The organism is Caecibacteroides pullorum (genome assembly GCF_019239235.1).
GTDB classification, from domain to species: Bacteria; Bacteroidota; Bacteroidia; order Bacteroidales; family Bacteroidaceae; genus Bacteroides; species Bacteroides pullorum.
The window spans coordinates 1-2,235 of sequence record NZ_JAAZTS010000053.1; the positions used below are offsets into that span (position 1 = coordinate 1).

At 59.5% G+C, this 2,235-nt stretch carries 3 protein-coding genes; 2 read left to right on the forward strand and 1 reads right to left on the reverse strand.

Annotation, left to right across the window (positions count from 1 at the left end; all coding sequences use genetic code 11):
• Together HF894_RS15020 and HF894_RS15025 are read left to right on the forward strand one after the other, a co-directional pair.
• Positions 1 to 1,027 (forward strand): leucine-rich repeat protein (locus HF894_RS15020; protein ID WP_204973451.1); only part of this gene is annotated, 1,027 nt, incomplete at its 5' end.
• Positions 1,028 to 1,156: 129 nt separating this feature from the next.
• The gene (locus HF894_RS15025; RefSeq protein ID WP_204973453.1) at positions 1,157 to 1,987 is read left to right on the forward strand and encodes a DUF6261 family protein; all 831 of its coding nucleotides are present in this window, start codon (positions 1,157 to 1,159) and stop codon (positions 1,985 to 1,987) included.
• A 22-nt stretch (positions 1,988 to 2,009) separates the two neighbouring features.
• On the opposite strand, the gene HF894_RS15030 is transcribed toward HF894_RS15025, so the two are convergent.
• Positions 2,010 to 2,235, reverse strand: a 226-nt coding sequence (locus HF894_RS15030) for a hypothetical protein (RefSeq protein ID WP_204973455.1), incomplete at its 5' end; no start/stop codon positions are given.

Here is a 2,235-nt window from a genome sequence, read left to right on the forward strand (position 1 = left end):
GCCCGACGCCATCTACCTGAGCGTGGACGGCGGCAAGACCTGGACGCGCGTCAGCGGCGAGGACGGCGAGAAAGGTGACACGGGCGATACGGGCCCGAAAGGCGACAGCTTCTTTGAAAGCGTCGACACGACGAACGCCGACTACATCCTCTTCACCCTGGCCAACAACGGCAGCACCTTCCAAGTGCCCCGCTACACGGGCATCGGCCTGACGTTCAATCCTACGAGCCTCTCCCTGCTCTACGACGAAAAAGCGACCATACAATGCACCGCCGGAGGTAGCGCCGAGTTCACCACGGACAACCTCTTCGTCGTGGCTCCCGCGGGCTGGAAGGCCGACATCGCCCTGACCCGCGCCGCCAGCACCGGGTTCACCCTCACCGTCACCGCTCCCGCCGACATAACGAGCGGCGTCGCCACAGGCGAAATCCTCGTGATGCTGGACAACAAGAAGGGCAGCACCACCATCGGGCGCATCCCCGTCGCCTGCACCCAAATAACACTTGGCAATGTCTCCAAAGGCCAGCTCGCCAAGCTGATAGGCAGCCGCACCGACCTGACCTCCATCACCGTGACGAGCGGCACCCTGAACGACGCCGACTGGAATGCCATCAAACAAAACGAATGGGCATTGCGGACTCTCGACCTTGCGGGTGCCACCTATTATACAAGTAACTTGAAATACGTTAAAATGCTTTACATAGACCCTGTCCCCCTCACGACTGCCAAGCTGCCTCAAGGTGTCAAGGTCCTCGGTATCGATGCATTCGTGAATTGCAATAACCTCACCTCCATCGAACTCCCGGCATCGCTGACGAAGATCGGTCTCGCCGCATTCTACAGTTGTTCCAAGCTTGCCTCCATCACCTGCCGGGCGGCTGTGCCGCCCGAGATGTCGACCTCTGTTCTCTTAGATGTCACCTCCCTCACGGAAATCCAGGTGCCGGCCGAGTCGGTAGAGGCCTATAAGCAAGCATACGCCTGGAGCGCATACGCGGACAAAATCGTAGCCATCCCCGAGCCGTGACGTTTTCGCGCTTCGCGAAAGCTCCCTGCAACGTGCAGGACGGAATCGCAAAGCGCGAAAGCTTCCTGCAACGTGCAGGACGGAATCGCAAAAAGAACCCAATGTATAACTTTATTGAATAAAAAACGTATGAAAGAAATTATCTATGACTTCTCGCGCAGCAAAGCCCGGAACCCGCAACACGCACAGTTTGCCACCGACGCCCTCGCCGCCATCCCCCAGGACGTAGCCGAGGCCCGTGGCTTCGCCGCCCAGCGCACCGCCTTTGCCGCCGCCGTGGCCAACGAGCTGGAATGCTTCCAGCCCGACAAAGGCTATCTGGAAACGTCTGAAATCGTCGCCGCCGACCAGGCACGCGACAAGCTCTTCCTCTTCTACAAACAAATTATCCAGGCCTACGCTGACTATCAGCCCGACGCCGACAAGCAGAAGGCAGGCTCTACGCTCGCCTTCGCCTTCCGCGAGGCAGGCGATGTGCCCCGCCTGGACTATGCTTCGGAGACGAGTACCCTGACCGACCTCGTCGAGAAGCTCCGCCAGGAGCCTTACGTCGCCGCGCTGGCCGCCATCGGCCTCGCCGACGCGCCCGACGAGCTGGAGGCCGCGAACACCGCCTTCAACACCATCTACCTGAAACGCTCGGCCGCCGAGCGCGACCGCGCCCAGTCGTGGAGCATGAAGACCCTGCGCCCCGTCACCGACGACGCCTTCAACGCCCTGGCCAAGGCCATCAACGCCCTCTATGCGGTGAACGAGATGGTGACCGACGACGCCGACGTGCGCACCGCCCTGGGCAAGGTCATCGACGACGTGAACGCCATCCTCATCCGCCTGAAGAAGACCATCGGGCAGAGCACCTCCGGCACTCCCTCTGACGGCTCCTCGACCGGCACCGACCCCGAACCCACGCCCGAACCGGAACCCGGCGGCGACGAGGGCGAAGGCGGAAGCCCGCTATAATTGAGAATGGATAATTGATAATTCATTCTCCATTTTCCATTAAAAAAAGGGGCCGAAGCCCCTTTTTTTTTGCGCCGCAGCATCGATGTAGGGACGCACCATGGTGCGTCCGAATGCCCCGGACGGCGAAATGGAAAACGAGGGTGTGTCGTAATACGCGATTCACCCTCTTTTCTTTATCAACGATAAGAGCGTTGTTAACTTTTTCAAGCAGCGATATTCTGAAGATAATCTCGATATTTTGTTCC